This is a genomic window from Pseudomonas sp. Pseusp49 (assembly GCF_059491875.1).
In genome coordinates, this window is the sequence record NZ_CP168514.1 from 4,309,703 (window position 1) to 4,331,463 (window position 21,761).

At 62.7% G+C, this 21,761-nt stretch carries 21 protein-coding genes; 18 read left to right on the plus strand and 3 right to left on the minus strand.

What is annotated here, in order from left to right; translation table 11 throughout:
* Positions 1 to 57: 57 nt before the first annotated feature.
* From ACEN83_RS19255 to ACEN83_RS19335, 17 genes are all read left to right on the plus strand, one after another.
* Positions 58 to 804 carry a sugar transferase gene (locus tag ACEN83_RS19255; RefSeq protein WP_495578102.1) on the plus strand — a complete coding sequence of 249 codons (747 nt, stop codon included), beginning with the start codon at positions 58 to 60 and terminating at the stop codon, positions 802 to 804.
* Positions 805 to 1,452, plus strand: coding sequence for a CpsD/CapB family tyrosine-protein kinase (locus ACEN83_RS19260; protein ID WP_495578103.1), 648 nt, complete (start codon positions 805 to 807; stop codon positions 1,450 to 1,452). It begins immediately after the preceding gene.
* 22 nt (positions 1,453 to 1,474) lie between these two features.
* Positions 1,475 to 2,503 carry a polysaccharide biosynthesis/export family protein gene (locus tag ACEN83_RS19265; protein WP_116581611.1) on the plus strand — a complete coding sequence of 343 codons (1,029 nt, stop codon included), beginning with the start codon at positions 1,475 to 1,477 and terminating at the stop codon, positions 2,501 to 2,503.
* Between the two features lie 16 nt (positions 2,504 to 2,519).
* Positions 2,520 to 4,112 (plus strand): GumC family protein, encoded by a 1,593-nt coding sequence (locus tag ACEN83_RS19270; RefSeq protein WP_495578104.1) that lies wholly within the window; start codon positions 2,520 to 2,522, stop codon positions 4,110 to 4,112.
* A complete protein-coding gene (locus ACEN83_RS19275) occupies positions 4,109 to 5,203 on the plus strand; it encodes a glycosyltransferase family 4 protein (RefSeq protein WP_495578105.1) in 1,095 nt (364 codons plus the stop codon). The genes ACEN83_RS19270 and ACEN83_RS19275 overlap by 4 nt, the downstream gene beginning before the upstream one ends.
* A complete protein-coding gene (locus ACEN83_RS19280) occupies positions 5,200 to 6,567 on the plus strand; it encodes an O-antigen ligase family protein (RefSeq protein ID WP_495578106.1) in 1,368 nt (455 codons plus the stop codon). Before ACEN83_RS19275 ends, ACEN83_RS19280 begins: the two co-directional genes overlap by 4 nt.
* On the plus strand, positions 6,564 to 7,532 hold the full coding sequence (locus ACEN83_RS19285) for a glycosyltransferase family 2 protein (RefSeq protein ID WP_495578107.1): 969 nt from the start codon (positions 6,564 to 6,566) through the stop codon (positions 7,530 to 7,532). Before ACEN83_RS19280 ends, ACEN83_RS19285 begins: the two co-directional genes overlap by 4 nt.
* Positions 7,525 to 8,661 carry a glycosyltransferase gene (locus ACEN83_RS19290; protein ID WP_495578108.1) on the plus strand — a complete coding sequence of 379 codons (1,137 nt, stop codon included), beginning with the start codon at positions 7,525 to 7,527 and terminating at the stop codon, positions 8,659 to 8,661. The genes ACEN83_RS19285 and ACEN83_RS19290 overlap by 8 nt, the downstream gene beginning before the upstream one ends.
* A gap of 12 nt (positions 8,662 to 8,673) precedes the next feature.
* Positions 8,674 to 9,675 carry a polysaccharide deacetylase family protein gene (locus tag ACEN83_RS19295; protein ID WP_495578109.1) on the plus strand — a complete coding sequence of 334 codons (1,002 nt, stop codon included), beginning with the start codon at positions 8,674 to 8,676 and terminating at the stop codon, positions 9,673 to 9,675.
* Positions 9,672 to 10,976 carry a lipopolysaccharide biosynthesis protein gene (locus tag ACEN83_RS19300; RefSeq protein ID WP_007973813.1) on the plus strand — a complete coding sequence of 435 codons (1,305 nt, stop codon included), beginning with the start codon at positions 9,672 to 9,674 and terminating at the stop codon, positions 10,974 to 10,976. Before ACEN83_RS19295 ends, ACEN83_RS19300 begins: the two co-directional genes overlap by 4 nt.
* Positions 10,973 to 12,892: a hypothetical protein gene (locus ACEN83_RS19305; RefSeq protein WP_495578110.1), complete on the plus strand. Its 1,920-nt coding sequence runs from the start codon at positions 10,973 to 10,975 to the stop codon at positions 12,890 to 12,892. The genes ACEN83_RS19300 and ACEN83_RS19305 overlap by 4 nt, the downstream gene beginning before the upstream one ends.
* Before the next feature lie 87 nt (positions 12,893 to 12,979).
* Positions 12,980 to 13,669, plus strand: a complete 690-nt coding sequence (locus ACEN83_RS19310) for a GNAT family N-acetyltransferase (protein WP_116581604.1) — start codon at positions 12,980 to 12,982, stop codon at positions 13,667 to 13,669.
* A gap of 4 nt (positions 13,670 to 13,673) precedes the next feature.
* Positions 13,674 to 14,885, plus strand: coding sequence for a GNAT family N-acetyltransferase (locus ACEN83_RS19315; RefSeq protein ID WP_495578111.1), 1,212 nt, complete (start codon positions 13,674 to 13,676; stop codon positions 14,883 to 14,885).
* Positions 14,857 to 15,615 carry a ChbG/HpnK family deacetylase gene (locus ACEN83_RS19320; RefSeq protein ID WP_495578112.1) on the plus strand — a complete coding sequence of 253 codons (759 nt, stop codon included), beginning with the start codon at positions 14,857 to 14,859 and terminating at the stop codon, positions 15,613 to 15,615. The genes ACEN83_RS19315 and ACEN83_RS19320 overlap by 29 nt, the downstream gene beginning before the upstream one ends.
* A 304-nt stretch (positions 15,616 to 15,919) precedes the next feature.
* On the plus strand, positions 15,920 to 16,615 hold the full coding sequence (locus ACEN83_RS19325) for a GNAT family N-acetyltransferase (RefSeq protein WP_218480357.1): 696 nt from the start codon (positions 15,920 to 15,922) through the stop codon (positions 16,613 to 16,615).
* Between the two features lie 197 nt (positions 16,616 to 16,812).
* Entirely contained in the window at positions 16,813 to 17,106 is a 294-nt protein-coding gene (locus ACEN83_RS19330) for a type II toxin-antitoxin system RelE/ParE family toxin (protein WP_015094529.1), read from the plus strand.
* A gap of 2 nt (positions 17,107 to 17,108) precedes the next feature.
* Entirely contained in the window at positions 17,109 to 17,417 is a 309-nt protein-coding gene (locus tag ACEN83_RS19335; protein WP_007973802.1) for an addiction module antidote protein, read from the plus strand.
* Positions 17,418 to 17,431: 14 nt separating this feature from the next.
* Here ACEN83_RS19335 and ACEN83_RS19340 read toward each other — a convergent pair whose 3' ends face one another.
* The gene (locus ACEN83_RS19340; RefSeq protein ID WP_116581599.1) at positions 17,432 to 18,244 is read right to left on the minus strand and encodes a class I SAM-dependent methyltransferase; all 813 of its coding nucleotides are present in this window, start codon (positions 18,242 to 18,244) and stop codon (positions 17,432 to 17,434) included.
* 172 nt (positions 18,245 to 18,416) lie between these two features.
* Between ACEN83_RS19340 and ACEN83_RS19345 the strand changes: the two genes are divergently transcribed.
* On the plus strand, positions 18,417 to 18,797 hold the full coding sequence (locus tag ACEN83_RS19345; protein ID WP_495578113.1) for a hypothetical protein: 381 nt from the start codon (positions 18,417 to 18,419) through the stop codon (positions 18,795 to 18,797).
* On the opposite strand, the gene ACEN83_RS19350 is transcribed toward ACEN83_RS19345, so the two are convergent.
* On the minus strand, positions 18,798 to 20,231 hold the full coding sequence (locus ACEN83_RS19350; RefSeq protein WP_007973797.1) for a sigma-54-dependent transcriptional regulator: 1,434 nt from the start codon (positions 20,229 to 20,231) through the stop codon (positions 18,798 to 18,800).
* Positions 20,200 to 21,693 carry a sensor histidine kinase gene (locus tag ACEN83_RS19355; RefSeq protein ID WP_116581598.1) on the minus strand — a complete coding sequence of 498 codons (1,494 nt, stop codon included), beginning with the start codon at positions 21,691 to 21,693 and terminating at the stop codon, positions 20,200 to 20,202. Before ACEN83_RS19355 ends, ACEN83_RS19350 begins: the two co-directional genes overlap by 32 nt.
* Positions 21,694 to 21,761: the final 68 nt, after the last annotated feature.

The following is a 21,761-nucleotide window of genomic DNA, read 5'->3' on the forward strand; positions in this document are numbered from 1 at the left end:
ACACTAACTAACTGCCTATCGCCCACGCCGCACGCGGCTGAACTTTGCGGAGGAATTATGACTGGTCATGAGAAAAGTGTGCCCCTGGACACAATGCGCAGAGACAAGCGCATGGACCCCGAGCACCGCATGCGCATGGACGCAGCCATTCACATGCAGGGACGTGGCTGGATTACCGGTCGCGACGGTGGCCGACCCTGGACCCTGTCGCGCACCAACCGCGTGTTGGCCAGCTGCGGTGCGCTGCTGATCCTGGTGCTGATTGCGCCGGTGCTGCTGGGCCTGGCGCTGGCCATCAAATGCACGAGCCCGGGGCCGGTGATGTTCGTGCAGAAACGCACCGGTTACCGCGGCCGCCTGTTCGGCATGTACAAGTTCCGCACCATGGTCATCAACGCCGAGGAGCTCAAGGAGTCCCTGCGGCACCTGAACAAGCACGGCGCCGACGCCATCGATTTCAAGATCGACAAGGACCCGCGCATCACCGGCATCGGCGGCTTTCTGCGGCGCACCAGTCTCGACGAGCTGCCAAACCTGTTCAACGTCGTGAGCGGCGACATGCGTCTTGTCGGCCCCCGGCCCACTTCGTTCAACGCCTATCGCTACAAGGACAATCACCTCGTTCGCCTGAGCATCTACCCCGGCATGACCGGCCTGTGGCAGATCTCCGGGCGCAGCAATATCGACTTCGACCAGCGCGTCGAGCTGGATCTGCGTTACATCGCCCAACAGAGCCTGCTGCTTGATTTGAAGATTCTGTTGAAAACCCCTTTCAAAGTATTCAGCGGCCACGGAGCGAGTTAAATGGACGGTTCAACTGCTAAAAGCCTCAGCATTGCCAGCCCGAGCGAGTCCAACCTGACATCGACCGTGCTGGATCAGGACCTGCGGATCCTGTTCCTGACCGCCGCCAACCCCGGCGCGGGCACCACCACCAGCGCCCTGGCGCTGGCCAGCCAACTGGCGCAGATGAGCAGCGGCCTGGTGCTGCTGGTGGACGCCAGCCAGTCGGCGACCAACCTCACGCAACAGTTGGGGCTGACCAGGGAACGAGGGTTTCACGACTTGCTGTTCAACACCCAGAACCCGCCCTTGTTGCAGGACTGTGTGGTGAACGTGTCCAGCCTGCCGTTCCACGTCCTGCCGCTCGGCCGCCAGTCCCGGGGCAACGAACACATGACACCTGAACGCCTGGGCCCGCTGCTCGATCAACTCGGCAGTCAGTACCGGTTCGTGGTGATCGACGGCGATGCCGTGTATTCGGATTCCGACACCCTGGCCATCAGCACCCAGGCGGACGGCGTGGTCATGGTCGTGCGCTCTGAAGACACCCGCTGGGAAGTGGCCCAGGCCGCGGCCCAGCGCCTGAGCCAGGCCGGCGCGAAACTGGTCGGCAGCGTGTTCAACCGACGCAAGTACTACATGCCCAAGTGGCTGTACAAAAACCTGTGAGCAACCAGATAAGGATGACGCCATGAACGCCAAGATGCTTGTCCTGCTGTTGCTGCCGCTTGCAGGTTGCTCCAGCACCTCCTCCGACCAATCCCAAAGCATGCCGGTGCAAATTCTCACGGCCCCGCCGGCCAACGCCCAGGCCACCGACGTGCCCAAGGTCGAACAGACCCTGCGGCCACAAGATGTCCTGGACGTGATCTTCCACATCAGCACCAGTGGTTCGGACGCCTATCGCGTGCAGTCCGGGGACATGATCTCGCTGAACTTCACCGCCGCCAGCCAGCTCAACGGCAACCAGCTGGTGCTGCCCGATGGCACCATCGAACTGCCAGGGGCCAACACCTCGGTGAAAATCGAGGGGCTGACCCGCGATCAGGCACGCGAAGCGATTCAGCGCGCCTACGACCGCAAACAGCTGTTCCAGCCCAACCGCAATCAACTGTCGGTGAACCTGGTGAGCCCGCTGACCAATGAACAGAACCTCAAGTCCGTGCTCAACCACCCCGGCACCGGCATGAGCCGGGAAATCACCGTGGGCACCGACGGCTACGCCAGCTTCCCGGAAATCGGCGCCGTGCCGCTGCAAGGCATGACCGTCAACCAACTGGAGGCCTTCCTCAATAAACGCTACGCCACCTTGCCGGGGCGCATGACCGTGGACGTGCTGCTCAAGTCCACCGCCGGCAACGAGATCTTTGTGCTGGGTGAAGTCGGCCAGCCGGGCTCCTACCCGATCCGCCGCCCGGTGTCGGTGCTTGAGGCCCTGACCATGGCACGCGGCTCCAACGTCAAGGCGCGCCTGGACTCGGTGATGATCATGCGACGCAACGGCAACCAGGTGGTCGCGCATCGTTATGACGTGGAGAAAGCCTTGTCCGGCGATGCCTCGCAGATCGCCTACCTGCAGGCCGACGACATGCTGTACGTGCCCAAGACCAAACTGGCCAGCGCCGGCGAACTCGCCCGGCAACTGGCGGACGTGGTGTTGTTCCAGGGCGTGGGCCTGAGCTTCAGCTATCGCATCGACAACAAAGACAGCAACAACTAACTCTCAGGTGACCGCCATGAATCCAAAGGAAAACTACCTGCATGAGTTCTTCAGGATCTTCTTCGCCAACAAGCAATTGGTGAAACGAGTGTTCCTGGTCTTTGCAGTGATCGCCGTGGTCTTGCCGCTGATGCTCAAGCAGAGTTTCGATATCACCGCCCAGGTGATCGTGCAGTCCAAGAAAATCTCCCAGGGGGATGCCACCAGCACCCTCAACCAGGAGAACGCGTCCTTCATTCCGCCGTCGCTGGCGGACATGGAGACCGAAAGCAATATCCTGCGTTCGCCGGCCTTGATCCGCCAGACCATCGGCCAGTTGCGCGAAAAGGGTGAGTACACACCGCCCGTGAGCGTCCTCAACAAAGTGCTGGTGCAGCCGTTCAAACGCTTTGTCAGCAATCCCGTTCGCGAGCACGTGATCAACCCGTTTCGCAGCATGTTGGGGCTGCAGACCGATCCGGTGCGCGACACCGTGCTCGATGTGCTCACCCAGGAAGCGTCCGACGCCCTCAAGGTGGAAACCTTGCCGGGCTCCAACGTGATCTCGATTGTCTACAGCTTCCCTGACCCGGCCCAGGGCACCCGGTTCGTCGCCGCCCTGCTGCAGAACTACCTGGTCAGTCGCCAGGAAATGCAATCGATCGACCTGCCGCAGAGCTTCTACGAAACCAAGAAGTTGCAGTACCAGGTACGTCTCGATGGCCTGGAAGCCAATCGCCTGGGCTTGCTCGAAAGCATCGGCTCGTCCGATCCCAAGGAAGAAATCACCTTCCGCCTCAACGCGATCAACACCGAGGAGCAGGCGCTCAACCTGTATCAGGACCGGTTGCTGCAAAGCCAGCGCTGGCTCGATTACCTGAAAACCAACCTGGCCACTGCCAACAATGCCAGGTTCAACGACTACACCTTCCCCTACACCTTCACCACCACGGTCGACAACGTCGCTTTCGAAGACCGCGAGATCAAGCAACTGGGTGAGCAACTGACGACCCTGGTCAGCCGCTACATGAGCGACCTGGCGATCTTTCAGCCCGGCAGCGAACCGATGCAGCTGGCGCGTGAGCAAATCACCCGCACCCGAGGGCAATTCCTGAAGATTGTCAGCAACCGGATCCAGGAGCGTACCAGCGACCTGGCGACGATCAGTTCGGTCATCGACCAGAAAACCGCGCGCATTGCCGAGTTCAAGAACCGCATCCACCAGTTGCAGGAAACCCAGAGCAAGCTGCGGCAGATGGACACCGAGATCGATGCGCTGCATGCGGCGTTCTCCACCTATGCCCAGCGCTTCGCCGAAAGCAGCACCGCGCGCGCGCTGGACAACGACCTGTCCAACGCCCGGGTGCTCAGCCCGCCGTTCGAACCGACTGAAGCGGCGTTCCCCAAACCGCTGCTGATCATTCCGTTCGGGCTGTTCACCGGTCTGCTGCTGGCGATTGCCCTGGTCTACGTGCGTGAGTTCTTCGACCACCGCTTCAAGCACCCTGCGCAAATCACCCATGAACTGGGCTTGCCGGTGCTGCTGGTGCTCAACGACCAAAGTACCCTGCCGAACAATCCGCACAGGAACTGGAGCGTTCCGGCCCTCGTGCATTGGGTGCGCAATTGAACGCGGCGCTCGGCTCCACCCGCGACCTGCCGATCATTCATTTGCTCAGCAGCGGCGGTTTCTATGGCGCCGAGCGGATGCTGCTGGACCATTGCCTGGCGACGCCGGGGCAGCACCAGGTGCTGTTTCTCGATGCGCCGCCAGAGCTGATCGCGCGCTTTCGCCAGGCCGGTGTCGATTGCCTGGGGTGTGCGGGCCTGGGCGCGTTGCTGGGGCATTTGCGTCAGCGTCGGGACCTACGGCCATTGATCAATACGCACAACTTCAAGGGCCTGCTGTTCGGCTGGGTCGGCGCCACGCTGTTGCGCCTGCCGCTGGTGATCACTCAGCACGGCTTCACCCCGCGCAGCCGCAAGCAGAAGTTCTACACCTGGCTGAGCCTGCAACTGTGCCGCACGGCTTCGGTCGACCGGGTGGTGTGTGTCGCCGAAAGCATTGCGGCGCTGCATCGCCAGGCCAACGTGCGCACGGACAAGTTGCAGGTGATCCCCAACGGACTGCCGGCGGCCAACGACCTGCTGCCGCACAGCGGCGCACGTCAACGCTGGCTGGCCGGTTACGTCGGGCGCCTGAGCAGTGAAAAAGGCCCTGACCTGTTTCTCGATGCGCTGATCCCGTTGTGTCAGCAGTATCCGCAACTGGATGCGGTGATGCTCGGCGACGGGCCGGAGCGGGAAAGCCTGCAGGCGCGCATCGACGAGGCCGGCATGCAGGCACGCATCACGTTGCCGGGCTACCAGACCGACATGCGCGCCTGGTGGCGGCAACTCGATGCGCTGGTGATCAGCTCGCGCACCGAAGGCACGCCGATGATTCTGCTCGAAGCGATGCAGGCCGGCGTGCCGGTGGTGGCCTTTGGCGTCGGCGGGATTCCCGATGTCCTGCAGGACCGCCACAACGGCCTGCTTGCCGCGCCCACCGACAGCGCCGCCCTCTCCCGCCAGATCGGCACGCTGGTGCGGGACCCGGCACTGGCCGGCGAGTTGATCGACAACGCAAAACGTACGCAACGGGATCGCTACGACCTCAAGGCCCTGGCCGAACGCTGGTCGCAGCTTTACATCCGCACTGCACGGGAGGCACGCGCGTGATTTTTCCGCTCTCGATCGTCAGTTTGCTCGGCCTGGTCTGCCTCGGTCTGCTGGCCAGCCCTTATCCGTATCTGGCGCCGGGCGCGGTGCTGGGCCTGGCGGGTGTCGCGGTGCTGTACCGCAAGCCGACCTGGGGCCTGCTGGGCATTGTCGCCATCCTGCCGTTCGAGGGGCTGTTCAAGGACAACGCGTTATCGGGCTCCAAATTCCTCGGGGCCTCGCTGGCGCTGGTCCTGATGCTGCAACTGGCGATTCGGCAACTGCCGGCCGATCGCCTGCGCAGCAATGTCTGGCACTTGCTGGTCGGATTCATGCTGCTGTACCTGCTCAGTCTGTTGAACACCGACGACATGGGCATCTCCCTGGGCCATCTGCGCGAATTGAGCGTCGGCCTGATTCTGTTTGTCATCACCCTGCTGGTCGGGCGTGAGTTGAACCTCGACATGTTCGCCCGGCTGGTCGCCATCAGTGTCGCGGTGACCTGCGCCATGGCCATGTTCTCCACCAAATACCAGGACGCCGGCCGGGCGTCCGGCTTGCTCAAGGACCCGAACAACTTCGCCCTGATGATCGCCTTCGCCGTGCCCATGGCACTGTTGCTGGTGGTGCGCAGCCCGAACCTGTTGCAGCGGTTGTTCTGGGGGGGCTGCACCCTCCTGTTGCTGGGCGGCATGACCAGGACCGATTCCCGTTCGGGGCTGGTGGTGTTGTTCCTCAGCCTGTTGATCGGTGCGTGGCATTACCGTGCGCAATTGCCACGCATTCGCCCGCGCCACCTGGGCTTTGCCATGCTCGGCCTGGCGATTGTGATTCCGCTGGGGTTGTATGCGATGCCGGCCGGTTACGTGGCGCGTATCCAGTCGCTGAGCATCCTCAGTTCCGGGGCCAAGAGCCAGGACCCGTCCCTGGGCCGTCGCGCCTCCTACATTGTGGTCGGCAGCGCGATGATCGCCGAGAACCCCTTGCTCGGCACCGGCCCCGGCACCTTCCCGCTGCATTACGCCACCACCGGTTACGCCAAGGCCTTTTCCATCAAGGGCGAGACGCAAGACCTTTACCGGCGCGCCCACAACACCTACCTGGAAATCTTCAGTGAACTGGGGATTCCCGCCGGCCTGATGTTCGTCGGCATGCTCGCCCTGGGCTTGTACAACCTGATTCGCGCCCGCCGAGCCTGGCTGGTGCGCGGGGACGCAGCGCGAGCCGACGTGATGACCCACCTGAGCATGAGTTTTCTGTCGTTGACCTTGTTCCTGATGTTCCTCAGCGCGCCGAACCACAAGTACCTGTGGATCATGCTCGCGTTGACCAGCGTGCTGCGCACCAAAGCCGAAGAAGCCCCGTTGACGGAGGTCAGGGCATGAACCGCATCAGTATCGTCATCCCGATGTACAACGAAGCCCGGCACATCGCCCGGACCCTGTTCGCGGCACAACATGCCGCCGATGCGGCCAAGGTGGAATGCGAGTTGATCGTGGTCGACAACGGCTCCGACGACCAGGGCCCGCACATCGCCCGGCAGTTCGGCGCCCAGGTACTGGTCCTGCCCGGCCTGCTCATCGGCGCATTGCGCAATCGCGGTGCGGCGATCGCCCGGGGTGAATGGCTGGCCTTCATCGATGCCGACATCGAGATGCCGGAGAACTGGTTCAAGCTGCTGTTCGACCTCGAATCCGCCGGCCAGGCCGATGTCATGGGGCTTGACCTGCACACCCCGGCCGAAGCGCCGTGGTACGCCGATGCCTGGCAGCGCCGCACCTTGCACCCCGATTCGCAGCCGTTGCATGTCGTGCAATGGCTGCCCAGTTCCAACCTGCTGATGCGCCGTCGCTGGTTCGACAAGGTTGGCGGTTTCAATGAACAACTGCGCACCGGCGAGGACAAGGAACTGACCATGCGCCTGGCCGATGCGGGCGCCAAGCTGCGCTCGGTGAACCGGAGCGTGGCGCTGCACTGGGGCTACGAAGGCAGTTGGCGCGAATGGATGGGCAAGGAGCTGTGGCGCCAGGGCAGTCATCTGCAACTGCTGCGCACCCACGGCCCGAGCCTGCGCCTGCTGCGTTTTCCGCTGCTGTCGATGGCCGCCTGGGGGATCGACTTCCTGGCCATTTCCGCCCTGTTCGACGGCTTCCCCCACCATGCGCTGCTGATGCTGTTGTTGACTGTCCTGCCCGCCCTGGGCCTGAGCCTGCGTCAGAGTGCCAAACACCACGACATGCGCCTGACCCTGCAACTCTGGGGCCTGCACTGGGTGCGCCTGCACCTGGCGGGCGCCGGATTCATCCTCAGCCTTTGTCATTGGAATGCCAGGAGGCCCGCCCGTGGCTGAATTCATTTTCTGGTTGTGCCTGTTGCTGCCGGTCTACGCCTACCTCGGCTATCCCCTGTTACTGACGTTGCTGGCACCCTTTTATCGGGCACCGCGTCATGGGCCGGCGCAACCGATGGACGTGAGCATCGTGATTGCCGCACATAACGAGGCGCGGCATATCGAGGAAAAACTGCGCACCGTGCTGGCCCAGGATTACCAGGCCCGCTCGCTGCACATCATCCTCGCCAGTGACGGTTCGACCGACGACACCGTGGCCTGCGCCCGCAGGGTCGATGATCCGCGCATCAGCGTGCTCGACCTGCCCCGCCAGGGCAAGGCGGCGACGCTCAATGCCGGGGTCGCGATCAGCAGCGGCGAGATCCTGGTGTTCACCGACGCCGACAACCAATGGTCCAGCGACACCCTCGGCCATCTGCTCGCACCGCTCAACGACCCGCAGGTCGGTGGCTGCGCCGGGCACATGGTGATCCCGGTGACCGGCAAGGGCCTGAGCATTGGCGACAGCCTGTATCGACATTACGAAGGCTGGCTGCGCTACGTGGAAAATCGCACCGGTTGCATGGTCTCCGCCGACGGCGCCTTGCTTGCCCTGCGCCGCGAGTTGTTCCAGAACGTGCCGGCGGAGGTCAACGACGACTTCTTTATCAGCACCTGCGCCCCGGCGGCCTTCAAAAAGATTGTCTACGTGCCCCAGGCCCAGGTGATCGACCAGGGCGTGGACGAAGCCGACAAGCAGTTCCGCCGCCGTCAGCGGGTCACGGTCGGTGGCCTGCAAAGCCTGGCCCAGCGCCGCGCGCTGCTCAATCCGCTGACCCACGGCCTGTATGCGATTGCCCTGATCAGCCACAAGCTGATCCGGCGACTGGCGCCGATCCTGTTGCTGCCGTTGCTGCTGAGCAATTTCTGGCTGTGGGAAGACCACGGCTTCTATCGCTTGAGCCTGATCGCGCAACTGCTCGGCTACACGGTGGCCATTGCCGGCCTGCTGGATTCGCAACACCGCTTGCCCAAACCCTTTCGCCTCGCCGCGTTCCTTCTGGTGACCCTTGCCGGGATGAGCATTGGCCTGTGGCAGTTCCTGCGCGGTCAGCGTTACGCCCAATGGAACCCCGAGCAAAATCGATAAGAGGCGCGTGCCATGGCGATCAAGCAATTGTTAAAACGCACCAGTGGCTGGCTGTACCTCAATTCCCCGGTCGGGCGCAATCAACTGCACGGCGCCGGGGTGATCCTGATGCTGCACCGGGTGCTGGCCAGCGACCGGGCCGCCGCATTGCCCCATCGCAATGAACTGTGCGTCGGGCCAAAGGCGTTTGAACACCTGCTGCTGTGGTTGAAGAAACACTTCGACTGCGTGCCGCTGATGGACATCCTGCAACCCGGCACGCCACGCTCGGAACGGCCGAAAGTGACCCTGACCTTCGACGACGGCTGGCGCGACAACGCGATGAATGCCTTCCCGTTGCTGCGGGAATACCAGGTGCCGGCGAGCATTTTCCTGTCCACCGATTTCATCGGCAGCCGCCAGCGGTTCTGGTGGGAAAGCATCGGCGAAACCTTGTGGAACAGCCATGGCGAACAGGCACGCCGGCACCTGATCGAACGCTTGCAGCTCGCGGGGCGTCCGCTGCCGACACTGTGCGATGACCCGGACGAGCAGCGCCGCAGCCTGGCGTTGCTGAGTTTCCTGCAGAGCCTCAAGACCCTGGCGCCGCCGGACCTCCATCGCCTGACCGACGACTGCCCGCAGGAGTCGTTGCCCCAGGCGCTGGACTGGCAGCAGGTGCGTACGCTCGAAGCGTCCGGCCTGGTGCGCTTCGGCCCCCACGGTGCCAGCCACGCGATCCTCACCGGTCTCGACGATCAACGCCTGGACGAAGAACTGAGCCGCAGTCGCGACGCGCTGCTGCACGGTTGCAACCGGCCGCTGCCGGTCTATTGCTACCCCAATGGCGACAACGATGCACGGGTGCGCCAACAGGTGGCCAGGCAAGGCTTCCCATTTGCCCTGGGCACCGCCACCGGCCTTTTTCGCGGGGCCGAAGATCCGCTGGCCCTGCCGCGCTTCGGCGTCAGCCAGCGTACCGCACGCAATCCCGAGCTGCTGTCCTGGCGCATCTACCGTGGGGCACGTCCATGAGTCGCAGCCACTACCTCAAGCATCTGGCCCTGAGCATGGGCACCAAACTGGCGATGATCGCCTTGCGCCTGCTGCGCAACGTGCTGCTGGCGCGGATTCTCGGCCCCAGCGAGCGCGGCCTGTTTGCCTTGCTCAGCACCCTGCCCGACCTGATCAGCGCGGCCACCAGCGGCGGCTTGAACTCCGCGGTGGGTTATCAGGCGGCCAAACAACGACCGATGGGCTTGCTGCTCAGCCAGGTGCTGGTGTTCGGTTGCCTGCTGGCAGCGTTGCTGACCCTGCTGGTGGTGGCGCTGACCCGCGAGTTCGGCAGTGAGCTGGACATCACCACGCAATTGGGCCTGCTCGCCTGGCTGTTGCTGCTGGCGGTGCCGCTGACGGTGCTCAAAAGCGGTTTGCTGACCTTGCACAACGCCTCGGGCGGCGTGGTCGCCTTCAATGCCTTGCGCCTGATCGAATCGCTGGCGCCGCTGTTGCTGTTCCTCGCCTTGTTCTGGATGTGGCAAAGCGCGGCGCTGGAAGCGGCGCTGATCAGTTGGCTGGCGGGCATCAGCCTGGTGGTGCTGGTCGGTTGGGTGTGGCTCAAGCGCAACCAGCCACTGACCCTGCAATGGGACCGCGCCAGCCAGAACGAACTGCTGCGCTACAGCGCCCGCAGCCATCCGGACCTGCTGTTCCAGCAAGTGATCCTGCGCTCCGACTACCTGTTCATCGGCGCCCTGCTCGGCAGCACCGCGCTGGGTCACTACGCCATGGCCAGCGCCGCCGCCGAGTTGTTGCTGATTGTCCCGGAAGCGGTGACCACGCCGCTGATGAAACGTCTGCTGCAACAGGAGGAAGGCATCGACAAAGTCACGCCGCTGGCCTTGCGCCTGACAGCCACGGTGATGCTCGGCGCCTGCCTGAGCATGGCGCTGATCGGTGAATGGCTGATCGTCACGCTGTTCGGCGTGGCCTACCAACCGGCCTATCCGGCATTGCTCGCCCTGCTGCCGGGCCTGCTCGGGCTGTGCTACGCGAGCATCCTGCGCCTGGACTTGCTGGGCAAGAATCGCCCGGGTTCGATTTCGTTGTTGATGGGCCTCGGTGCCCTGCTCAACCTGGCGCTGAACCTGGTGCTGATCCCGGCCTATGGCATCGTCGGTGCGGCGGCGGCCTCGTCCATCGCCTACCTGGCAGTGACGGTCGCCCTGCTGGTGATGTATTGCCGCCTGAGCCAGGTGCCGCTCTGGCAAACCCTGATCATCCTGCCCAGCGATATCGCGCCGATGCTGCTGGTGCTGCAACGGAAGTCGGCATGAAGTATTTCGCGCTGCTGGTGAGCCTTGGCCTGAGCGTCGACGTCTATGCCGGGCCGATGCGCTGGGCCGATATCCGCGACGGCAGCCTGTACCTGCAAACGGATAGCCCCGACACCCTGAGCGTGCAATGGGTGCCGGCGTGGCAGGCCGGGGCCAACGAAGAACATCTGTATCTGCTCGATGGCCAGGGCCGGCTTGCGGGCGAACGGGCGATTGCCGCCGCCGAAACCCAGGGCAGCCAGCGCTGGCCACTGACACCGGGTGCCAGCAGTTATCGCCTGGAGATTCCGGGCTACAGCTTCCGCCGCTACCGCGTGGAACACGATGAGCGCACGGTGGCGCTGTTCGCACCCGCCAAGGTGCATTTCAGCGCGGAAACCCGTGATGGCGACGAGCTGTATTTCAAGGTCGCGGCCGGGGAGCACGCCGTCCTCGCCGGTAAATTCCACGATGGCGTCCAAGCCCTGCAAGCCCAGCGCGTGGGCGACGGCAAGCAACTGACGTTGCCCCTCAAGCCCTACCGCGCCTATTGGCAATTCGACCAGGCCGAGCTGCCGGTCGCCGACAGCGATCAGGTTTGGCGCCTGCGCCTGCAAGGCAGTGGCAAGGCGGCATTCTGGCTCGATGGCACGGCCAATCTGTTCGCGCAGAATCCGCAACAGCTCAAGCCGCTGCGCGAGGACGATGGCCGGACCCGGTTGACCCTGCACAAGGAGCTGCTCGGCAACACCCCGGACCTGGGCATCGCCCTGCCCTACGTGATGCCCCCACCCGCCAGCTTTGCCGTGCTCGATGCGCTCAAACCGCAGGCGGCGACCTACTACAGCCTCGTCGACATCATGGCCACGCGGCCGCACTACGAAGACGCGTTCCGTCGCCTGTACCAGGAGCGGTTCGGCATCACGAAGGACATCACCCTGTTGGCCGGCAGCCAGCGCCAGGCCGAACTGCGCGCCGACAGCACCAGCCATGGCGGCCTCGAGGCCTGGCTGGCCGCGACCCGTGCCCTGGGCGGCAAAGGCACGCACTACATCGGTTTTGCCGACGAGCCGAACCTCAATTACCCGGACTACGCCAGTTTCCAGACCCAGTTCGACAGCATGGCCCGGCAGGTACGCGACAACCCCGACAATGCCAGGGCCGGTGTGCGCATCGCCATACCGGCCAGCTCGCGTTTTATCAACGGGCCGCTGTCTGAACACGCCGGCGAGCGGCGCGGCATCGATTGGGCCCGGCGCCTGCTCAAGGACAACGGCGAGCAGGTTGACGCCCTGGCCTGGCACGAATGGATGATCCGCGACCTGCTCGCGACCCGTGTCTACCGCGACAGCGTGCGCCGTGCCGCCGAACTGGTGGGGCTCGACGCTCAGGGGCGGCCGCGCAAGGCCTTGTTGCTCGACCAGACCAACATGTCCAGCGGTGCCAGCCTCAGCCCTTACGATCAGGAAACCCACTACGCCTCGCTGTGGTGGGCCTCGGTGGTGATCAACGCGTCCCAGGACGGCCTGCTCGACATGCTCGGCTGGTTCCAGGCCGCGGACGAGCCCGAGTACCCCAAGGGCATGCTGCGGGTGCTCGGCGATGATCGTTTCGAACTCAAACCCGTCGGCCTGGCCCAGCAGTTCATCCGGCAACACTGGCTGAGCCAGGTGGTGCGCCTGGACAACGATGCCTTCGAAGTCGATGCGCTGGCCATGGCCGACGACCTCAAGCGCACGCTGCTGGGGGTGAACAAGGGCACGCGTTTGCAGCGTGTCGACCTCAGCGGTGTGGCCTGCCCGCTGGGCAAGGGCGCCCTGCGTTACTTCGGTGCCGACAATCGCAGCCGCGACGCGCCCTTCAACTGCCGGGACGGTCGCGTGAGCTTCGAGCTGCCCGGGCAAACCCTGTTCGCCCTCAGCTGGATTGCCTCATGACCGCCCCGCTTGTGCTTGGCCGTGTCGGCATTTCGCCGCGCGCAGGAATCCCTCCACTTACGGGCAATCCCGTCAGGAGCCAACAACATGAGTGCAATGCACAAACTCAGCGAACACATCAAGCAAAGAGGCCTGAGCGCCACCCTGAAAAAAGCCTGGAAGCACTACGTGTTTTCCCACCAGGAACTGCTGTGGATGGAGCGGGACCTGGTCAGCCCGGTGCCACCGCACAAACTCAAGGCCTACCCGCCGCTGCGGGTCGCGAGCATCACCCCGGAGAACGCCGTGGCCTTCACCCGTCACTTCGGCGACCGGGTCGAGACCATGGCCGAACTGGCCCGCGAGGGCTACACCGGGCAAATGCACCTGGACGACAAGGGTGACGCGGTGGCGTTCATCTGGGGGGCCGCCCGCAACTATCACGACAAGCACTACTACGGTTGCTGGTTCCCGGTGCAGCCAGGGGAATTCTTCGAGTTCGGTGGCGAGCTGGCCAGGGCCTACTGGGGCACCCGGCTGTCGATGGACCTGCAAACCGAGCTGTGGAAAGCCATGCACGCCCAGGGCTGCAACAAGGTGGTGGACGTGTGCGAGTGGCACAACATCCCGGCACTCAAGCTGCATATACGCACCGGCTACAGCGAACAGGGACGGATCACCAACGTCTACGAACTGTTTGGCCGCTGGCGCTTCTTCCGCGAAACACGCTACACCGGCTCGCGCCTGGAAACCTTGCGCAAACCGGTGCGTGAACCTGCCACCGCCGAGGCGACGTGATCCCATGACGCTACGATTCGAATGGCACACGTCGTTGTGCACCCACGACTTTCCCGCGGCGGCTTACGAAGCGTTGCGCCAGTGCGTGACGGACCACACGCCGTTCAACACCCTGGCCTGGCTATGTGCATCGGAACAGGCACTCAAACCCGGCGAGCGGTTGCACGTGCTGCTCGGCTGGCAGGGTGACGAACTGGCGCTGTGCCTGCCGCTGGTGGCGTCCGTGGAGCGCTTTGCGCGTGTGCCCTTTCGGGTCCTGCATCATTTGGGTTACCCCCTCGCCGACCGTCTCGCGCTGCTGACCAGGCTGGACGGCGACGCTTTTGGCAAGGCGCTGACGCAGATCCGCCAGCGCCTGCCCAATGCCCTGCTGCAATTGAATGAACTGGCCGGTGCCTCGGCCCAGACCCTGGCACCGTGGCAGGCGCAGAGCTCGACCGCCGAACAACGCCTGAGCTGTCGAGTGCCGGTGCATCTGATCAGCGAGGCCGACCACCAGGAAGTCTCCGGCGATCCGCGCTACAAGCTGCGCCGCGCACGCAAACGCATCGCCGCCTGTGGCGCCCGGGTACGGCGGATTACCCCGGACGCGCTGACCATGGGGCCGCTGCTGCAGGAAATCGCTGAAGTCGAAGCCGTGAGCTGGAAAGGCGATGAAGGGGTCGGGATCTTTTCCGATGCACGCCATCGCCAGTGGATGGACCGCGCCTTCACCGCACTGGCCGCCCACGGCCTGGTGCGCGTGGTGGTGCTGGAACTTGAGGGGCGCTGCATCAGCTATCGCCTCGGCTTGCTGGAACAGGGTCGGCTGTACGACTACAACCTGGCGTTCCTGCCGCAATATGCCGACCTGGGCAGCGGCCGGGTGCTGCTCGAAGAGTGGATTCGCTGGGGCCTGGAAGACCACTGGCAGTGGATCGATGCATCACGGGTCAGTCTGGAAAATTCCAGCCATCAACTGCACGAACGCATGACCGGGCAACTGGAACACTGGCGCTGGAGTTTTTACTCCTGGCGCCCGAGCGGTCTGGTGCTGGGACTGGCCTTGCGGGTCTGGCAACGCTTCAAACCCCGATTGCAGCAATGGCGTGCCCGACGCGCAGCGGCTGCAGTCGCCACCCCGGCGCCTGTCGCGACACCGGCTGTAAAAACGCCTGCGCCTACGGAAAATTTCAAGGAGGGTGAACATGCCTCGGCAAGTGATAGTCAACGCTGACGACTTCGGCCTCAGCGCCTGCGAAAACGCGGTGATCCTCGGCGCGTTCCAGGCCGGCCTCATCAGCTCCGCCACCGCCATGGCCAACATGCCGGCGTTCGAAGCGGCCTGCGTCCTGGCCCGGCACCCGTTGCTCGAAGGTCGCATCGGCCTGCACTTCAACCTGACCTACGGCCGCCCGTTGAGCCAGAGCATTGTGCAGCGCCCGACCTTTTGCGACGGCGCCGGCGTGTTCGACCTCAACCTGCGCCGCACCCGCCTCTGGCTCGGGCGCCGGGATCGCCACGCCGTACTCGAAGAACTCGAAGCGCAGTGGCAACGCTGCCTGGACAACGGCTTGCGCCCCAGTCACCTGGACTCCCATCAACACGTGCACAACATCTGGCCGATCGGCGAGATCGTCGCGCGCTTCGCCGCCCGCCAGGGGGTGCCCGTGCGTCTGGCGCGCAACCTGGGGCAAAACCTCAGCCTGCCCAAGCGCGTGTTCAAGGACCTGCTCAACCGTCGCCTGAGCCACCTGGCCGGCGCCACCGCCAACTACGTGTGTACCCCGGTGGATCTGCGCAACGGCACGCCGCCGCCCGACGGACTGCTGGAAATCGTCGCCCACCCGAACCGCCTCGGCGCCGACTTCGGTGATGCCTACCTGGAACCGGGGGAGTCCTTGAGTGCGTTGCTGGAACAGCGTTTGCCGGGTGTGCCGCGGGTGGCCTATACCGCTCTGGAGTAACACCGACCCCCTGTGGGAGCGGGCTTGCTCGCGAAGGCGTCAGTTCAGGCACCCATGATGTCGCCTGACACTGCGCCTTCGCGAGCAAGCCCGCTCCCACAGGTTGTACACCTTTCAATCGGCTGTTTTCCTCGCGAATACGTCCGGGACGAGCAGCTTTTTGACGCCTGAAAACCGTGTCAAGACTGAAACACAACTTGAAATACATTGATGGCAAGGACATGGCCATGCAATTGCCATTAGTGATCTATACCCATCACTGCCTTCACCACACACCACCAATCCTCGGTTAAAGGAGGGATTCATGAGCGTACTCGACAAGCTTCACGAACACATCAAGCGCAAGGGCCTGGGTCGCACGTTCAGTACGCTGTGGAAGCGCTATGTGTTCTTCCACTGGGAGTTGCTGTGGATGGAGCGCGACCTGGTCAGCCCGGTACCGCCGCACAAGTTGCGGCCCTATTCTCCCGTGCGCCAGGTGACCATCACCCCGCAGAACGCCACGGCGTTTGCCAAGCACTTCGGCGACCGCGTCGGGACCATGGCCGAGCTCGCCGCCGAAGGTCATACCGGGCATATGTACCTGGATGACGAAGGCCATGCGATCGGCTTCATCTGGGGCAGCACCCGGGACTATTTCGACCGTCACTATTACGGCTGCTGGTTCCCGGTCAAGGAAGGCGAGTTCTTCGAATTCGGTGGCGAAATGACCCGCGCCTACTTCGGCACCCGCCTGTCCGTGGATGTCCAGGTGGCCCTCTGGGAAGCCATGGCGCTGCAAGGCTGCAACAAGGTGGTGGACGTCTGCGAGACCCACAACATCCCGGCGCTGAAACTGCACATCCGCATGGGCTACCAGGAACAGGGCCGCGTCACCCACGTCTACGGCCTGTTCGGCCGCTGGCGTTTCTTCCGCGAAACCCGCTACAGCGGCTCACGCCTGGATCCGCTGCGCAAACCGGGGCGGCCGGTGGTGACGCAGGCGCAGGCGCAGGCTTGATTCCGGGATTATCCGCTTTACTGTGTCGCCCCATTCGCGAGCAAGCCCGCTCCCACATTTGATCTGTGTCGTTCATAAATCCAGTGTGGGAGCGGGCTTGCTCGCGATGGGGTCGCCTACATCTTCCTCAGAAAAAAACCACCTGATCGCGGAAATGCCTGACTGTTCATATGTATCCACTTGGATACATTCGAGCAATGAATTATCTTGTCCAGCAAACCACTACTTTCGCAGCATGGCACGCCTCAGTTCGCGATTTGCGGGCCAAGCTAGCTATCGCTCGTCGCATTGACCGAGCATCTGCGGGTAATCTCGGCGATAACAAACCGGTCGGTGATGGCGTTTCTGAAATGCGCGTGGACGTGGGTGCCGGATACCGGGTTTACTTCACGATGCGAGGCGGTGTCGTCATTGTCTTGCTGGCCGGGGGTGACAAGTCATCTCAAACCGCCGATATCAAACGAGCAAAAAAAATGGCAAAGGAGGTTTGACCATGAGCCAGACTTTGACGAATTTCGACATGGCGGCACTGCTCGACAGTGATGAAGCCATTAGCGAGTACCTGTCTCAGGTACTGGCAGACGGTGACAACGAGGAGTTTCTTCGCGCTATCGGCTATGTGGTGAAAGCCCGTGGCATGACACAGATTGCCAAAGACTCGGGAATGGGTCGCGAAAGCCTCTACAAAGCCTTCGCGCCCGGAGCAAAACCACGTTTTGATACGGTCCTGAAGGTCATTCATGCCCTGGGCATAGATCTCTGCGCGCAGCCAGGGCACACGGTCAATCACTCAAATCTCTGATTTGATTCCGCGCGTTATGTCACTGGCTTCACCACCACCCAGGTAAAACACAACGGCAACTGCGCCGCCTGCTGCTGATAGCGGTCATACAGTTCTTCGCGGTTGGAGTGCGGGTATTCCTTGAAGTGACGGATCTGCAGGCCTGCGGCAATGGCGGCGCCGAAGAGGTCGCCCAGGGTGTGGGCGAACCAGTAGGACGGCGCGGCCGGCTGTTCGACCTTGCCCTCGTAGACGATCGGTTCGTGCTGCACGAAGGGTTCGCGACGGAAGTATGAACTGCTCGGGCGAAAAGGGTCGGCGGCCTCGGGGTCGAACATTTCCAGGAACGGGTGGGTTTCGTACACCACCAGTGCGCCCCCCGGTTTCAGCGTACGCGCCACATGGCGGAAGAATTCGCCGATGTCCGGCATCCAGTTCAAGACCCCGATGGTGATCAGCGCCAGGTCGAAGCGCTCCTGCAGTGGCGCAGGCAAGTGGTGAATGTCCGCCTCGATGAATTGCGGCGCATGGGGCGAGCGGGAAGCCAGTTCCCGTGCCTGCTCGAGAAATGCACCGGACTGGTCGACGCCCACCACGTTGCGCGCACCCAGGGCAAACAGCGACAGGCTTTCGCGGCCGTTGTTGCAGCCCAGTTGCAGCACCTCCTTGCCGTCGACACCGGTCTGGGCCAGCAAGGCGGTCAGGGTGTCATCCAGGCAGGAAAAATCCGCCTGTTCCACACCCTTCAACAAGGCTTGCCATTCGCTGGAGTCTTTGTGGTGACGGGCGGAGTCATTCCAGGCCTCGCGGTTGCTGGCGATGGCTTGTTCTTTTGTCGGCAGTTCCATTGCACGCTCCAGGGTTCGGTTCGTCGAATTGACCGGCCGGAGTCTAGATCAAGCCCATCCTGACAGATGTTGCGAACTTGTAATCCGCGCAGCGCCGACGGCCGCTCCCGGTGCGAGCTATAGTTAATGACCTTGGAAGAAATGTGGTTAAACCGATTTAGCAGGTGTTGCCATGAAAAAGACCGACCTGACGCTTTTGCTCGCCTTCTGCCTGAGCCTGTCCGCTGCTGCCCGCGCCGACGACTTTCCAAACACTACTGACTACAGCAGTGAATTCAACTATTACGGCGCCGACCAACCCTTCGCCCACCCCTCACCACCGTCCATGAACATCATCCCGCCGGGCTCATACATCCCGACCGCGCCCGGGGATTTCATTCCGGTTTCAAGCCAGCATGTGTTTACCGACTCGCGCCTGCCAACCGTGGCCGATGCCACGGTCCGGGTGTTTATCCGCTCCTACGATCCGGAGCGTGGCGTCTACGTGAACCAGGAAGTCGAGAATCCCGACTGCATGCTGTCCTGCCTGAGACAGGGCCCGGTGCTGCAGTGATTACCACTGGCGTTTGTCCGGGCGGGCGAGGCCGAGCTTTTCGATCCGGTAGCGCAACATGTCACGGCTAAGCCCCAACAGGCGTGCCGATTTGGTGACATTCCAGTCAGTCTTGTCGAGCATCTTGCGTACCATGTCGCGCTCCACTTCCGGCAGGTTCATGGATTCGCCGCCGTTGTAGGACGGACGCTGTTCGCTGAAATGCTGCGGCTCGTGCTGAAACATCGGTGGCTCATCCACCAGGCTCAGACAGACGTTCAATTGATGGGCGGCGATGGTGTCGCTTTGCGCCAGCAATACGGTTTGCTCCAGCATGTTGCGCAATTCGCGTACGTTGCCTGGCCAGCTGTAGCTGAGCAGCAACTCTTCGGCCTGGTTGCTGAAATACAGGTTCGGCTTGCCGTAGCGTTTGCCGTGCAGCCCCAGGAAGTGCCGGGCCAGCAGCAGGATATCGGCGCCACGGGCATACAGGCGCGGTACCTTGATTGAAATGATGCGCAGGCGGAAAAACAGGTCGCGGCGGAATTTGCCTTGCTGGACCATCTGTTCGAGATTGCAGTTGGTGGCGCTGATCACCCGCAGATCGACCTTGCGCTCCTTCACCGAGCCGACCCGGCGAATGGTCCGGTCTTCCAACAACTTGAGAAGCTTGGCTTGCAACAGCAGGTCCATTTCACCGATTTCATCGAGGAACAGCGTGCCGCCATCGGCCGCTTCCACCAGCCCCATGCGACGGTCCTTGGCGTCGGTGAAGGCACCCTTCTCGTGGCCGAACAGCTCTGATTCCACCAGGTTGGACGGGATCGAAGCGCAGTTGAATTCAATGAACGGGCCTTTGCTGCGCGGGCCGTCGAAGTGCAATGCCCGGGCCACCAGTTCCTTGCCGGTACCGGTCTCGCCTTCCACCAGGACCGGCGGCAGATCGCTGTTGGCCATCCGCCGTTCGGCGTCGAGCAACTGGCTGATGGTGCCCTTGAGATACACCATCGGTGCCGACTCGCCAATCAGTGCCTGCACCCCTGACTTCTGGGCCTCACGCTCCTGGTAGAAGGACAGCGTGCGCTCCATGCGGTCGGTCGCCAGGGCCTTGTCCAGCAGCAGCTTGAGTTCCGGCAGGGCCACCGGTTTGGTGACGTAGTGAAAGGCGCCCTCTTTCATTGCCACCACGGCGTCTTCGACGTTGCCGTAACCGGTCATCATGATCACTTTCAGATCCGGCGCGCTGATGCGCAGCTTCTGGATCAGGTCGTGACCACTCATGCCCGGCAACGAGTTGTCGGTCAGTACCACGTCAGGTGCGAAAGAACCCAATTGCTCCAGTGCATCTTCAGCCGAGTGGCAGACGGTCACCTCGAAGTCCTTGCGCTCCAGGTAAGTCTGAATATTCTCGGCGAGGATCTCGTCATCCTCGACCAGCAGAATGCTGTGCTCCATATACCCCTCCCGTTGCCACTTTGAAATTGAGACAAACACGGGTTCCTTCCTGCTCCCGGCTGGTCAGATCGACCGAGCCGTCAAACCGCTCCATTATTCTTTTGACCAGGGCCAGGCCCACACCCAATCCACCTTGTTTGGTGGTGAAAAACGGCTTGAAGACCATTTGCTGTTGTTGTTTGGACATGCCCTTGCCGGTGTCGGTCAGGATCATGCTCAAGTAGCCGGGCACCGGGGAGTCGATCTCGATCGTCAGCATGCCCCCCTTGGGCATGGCTTCCAGTGCGTTGGCAAACAGGCTATTGAGTATTTGCGTCAGTAGCACCTGGTGGCTGACGACCGGTGGCACGCTGGCGGGAGCGAAACGCACTTCGACGTTCGAACGCTTGATCAGGGACTCAAAGGCACTCAGGGTGTCGTCGATGGCGAGCACCAGGTCGACCGCTTCAAAGTCGTCATTCATCGGCCGCAACGACACCAGCAACTCCCGGACCCAACGCGACATGCGGTCGACCTGATTGATGATGTCGCCAATGTTTTTCTGCGCCGGCTGGCTGGCGATGTCCTGGGCCAGTTCGGCGCTGGAACGGATGTTGGCCAGTGGATTGCGCAAGCTGTGGGCGACCGCCGAGGACATTTCCCCCAGGGCGACAAAGGTTTCGTTGGCGATCAGCTGTTTTTGCTGGCTTTGCAACAGCATCGCCGCACGCCGCACGATCCAGAACAACCCCAGGTAGATCGCCGCCCCGCCAATCAGGGTCGCCAGCCAGATCGCCTTGAAGCCACGCTGGATGCGTCCCACCAGGTCCACCGGTTCCTTGTAGATCTCCACCATGGCAATCACTTTGCTTTTATCGGCGTTGAACATCGGAATGTAGTTCTCGACGAACAGGTATTCCGGTTCGTGCAGCAGGCGCTGCTCGGGACGCTCTTCATCGATCTGGTGGTAACTGGTGGACACCGGCGATTTCATTTCGAAGGATTCATCCAGTTCATTGTCGTCCTCGATGCGCACGCCGATCAACTCGGAGTTGGTCGACCAGACCACGGTGCGGTCCTGGGCGTACACAGTCGCCAGCAGGATGTCCGGCAGATGCTCCACATGGTCGAGAAACTCGGCCCGTGCGGCGGCCCGGGATTCGGGGCGGACGTCGGCATAGGCATGATCCAGTCGCGGATCGAGCATTTCGCCCATGGTTCTGTCCGGCGAAATTCCGGCATGACGGATTTCGGCCTCGCCGATGGCCTGGATGAACTGCGCGGTCAGCATCGAATCGCGCTCGATACTTTCATCGACCACGAAGCGCGTGGAGATGTAACCCAGCCCCAGCGCCACCACGGCGATGATGAAAAAACTGGCCAGGGAGAACCAGCGCAGCAAGTTGAACTGCGGCCGCCACCCCTTGCGCGGCGCTGCCGGGGCCTGCGGCGCAGGTACTTTTTGTTGTTCCAGTATCTGCATGAGGTCTGTCCTGAGTCCTTGAAAACCAGCCTTTCCAGCCCTGTATCAAGTCAGTGTAGGTAACATTG

What these genes read in the sequence shown, in the direction of transcription:
- ACEN83_RS19270 (WP_495578104.1), top strand. Translation starts at nt 2,520, where the DNA reads ATGAATCCAAAGGAAAACTACCTGCATGAGTTCTTCAGGATCTTCTTC.
- ACEN83_RS19285 (WP_495578107.1), top strand. Translation starts at nt 6,564, where the DNA reads ATGAACCGCATCAGTATCGTCATCCCGATGTACAACGAAGCCCGGCAC.
- ACEN83_RS19355 (WP_116581598.1), bottom strand. Translation starts at nt 21,693, where the DNA reads ATGCAGATACTGGAACAACAAAAAGTACCTGCGCCGCAGGCCCCGGCA.
- ACEN83_RS19340 (WP_116581599.1), bottom strand. Translation starts at nt 18,244, where the DNA reads ATGGAACTGCCGACAAAAGAACAAGCCATCGCCAGCAACCGCGAGGCC.
- ACEN83_RS19260 (WP_495578103.1), top strand. Translation starts at nt 805, where the DNA reads ATGGACGGTTCAACTGCTAAAAGCCTCAGCATTGCCAGCCCGAGCGAG.
- ACEN83_RS19330 (WP_015094529.1), top strand. Translation starts at nt 16,813, where the DNA reads ATGAATTATCTTGTCCAGCAAACCACTACTTTCGCAGCATGGCACGCC.
- ACEN83_RS19295 (WP_495578109.1), top strand. Translation starts at nt 8,674, where the DNA reads ATGGCGATCAAGCAATTGTTAAAACGCACCAGTGGCTGGCTGTACCTC.
- ACEN83_RS19300 (WP_007973813.1), top strand. Translation starts at nt 9,672, where the DNA reads ATGAGTCGCAGCCACTACCTCAAGCATCTGGCCCTGAGCATGGGCACC.
- ACEN83_RS19320 (WP_495578112.1), top strand. Translation starts at nt 14,857, where the DNA reads ATGCCTCGGCAAGTGATAGTCAACGCTGACGACTTCGGCCTCAGCGCC.
- ACEN83_RS19310 (WP_116581604.1), top strand. Translation starts at nt 12,980, where the DNA reads ATGAGTGCAATGCACAAACTCAGCGAACACATCAAGCAAAGAGGCCTG.
- ACEN83_RS19315 (WP_495578111.1), top strand. Translation starts at nt 13,674, where the DNA reads ATGACGCTACGATTCGAATGGCACACGTCGTTGTGCACCCACGACTTT.
- ACEN83_RS19265 (WP_116581611.1), top strand. Translation starts at nt 1,475, where the DNA reads ATGAACGCCAAGATGCTTGTCCTGCTGTTGCTGCCGCTTGCAGGTTGC.
- ACEN83_RS19350 (WP_007973797.1), bottom strand. Translation starts at nt 20,231, where the DNA reads ATGGAGCACAGCATTCTGCTGGTCGAGGATGACGAGATCCTCGCCGAG.
- ACEN83_RS19255 (WP_495578102.1), top strand. Translation starts at nt 58, where the DNA reads ATGACTGGTCATGAGAAAAGTGTGCCCCTGGACACAATGCGCAGAGAC.
- ACEN83_RS19345 (WP_495578113.1), top strand. Translation starts at nt 18,417, where the DNA reads ATGAAAAAGACCGACCTGACGCTTTTGCTCGCCTTCTGCCTGAGCCTG.
- ACEN83_RS19305 (WP_495578110.1), top strand. Translation starts at nt 10,973, where the DNA reads ATGAAGTATTTCGCGCTGCTGGTGAGCCTTGGCCTGAGCGTCGACGTC.
- ACEN83_RS19325 (WP_218480357.1), top strand. Translation starts at nt 15,920, where the DNA reads ATGAGCGTACTCGACAAGCTTCACGAACACATCAAGCGCAAGGGCCTG.
- ACEN83_RS19335 (WP_007973802.1), top strand. Translation starts at nt 17,109, where the DNA reads ATGAGCCAGACTTTGACGAATTTCGACATGGCGGCACTGCTCGACAGT.